The 380-nt window shown below is 74.5% G+C and carries 1 protein-coding gene; it reads right to left on the bottom strand.

Annotated features, from left to right (window positions below; genetic code table 11):
- Positions 1-380 (bottom strand): hypothetical protein (locus MPC4_RS05930; RefSeq protein WP_174511709.1); only part of this gene is annotated, 380 nt, incomplete at both ends.

Here is a 380-nt window from a genome sequence, read left to right as displayed (position 1 = left end):
GTCTGCACGCGGGCCGTGAGGCCGGTGCCGCCGCTCGCATCCGCGACGATGCGGAAATCCGCCACGGCCTCCTCGACCGGCAGGCCCGCCGCATCGGACAGGCGCGCCACCACGCGGTAGCTGCCGGTCTGCGTGTCCGCGGTATTCCAGGCGGCCGGCAGATCGATGGTGCCACTGGCCGCCAGCGCGCTGAACGGCACGCGGCCCAGGTCCGCCACCGTGCCGCCCGCGGGAGTGGCGATGACCAGGGCCACGTGGCCGGACGCGGCGCCCGCGCCGGAATTACTCACCCGGGCGGTGATGGCCACTGGGGTGCTCGCGGGATAGGTGGCCCGATTGGTGGACACGCCCACGCCGAGGTAGGCCGAGGCCTTCACGGC

This window comes from Methylocella tundrae (assembly GCF_901905185.1).
GTDB classification, from domain to species: domain Bacteria; phylum Pseudomonadota; class Alphaproteobacteria; order Rhizobiales; family Beijerinckiaceae; genus Methylocapsa; species Methylocapsa tundrae.
Note: the sequence above shows the minus strand (reverse complement) of the source record. Positions and strands in the feature narration are given on the sequence as shown.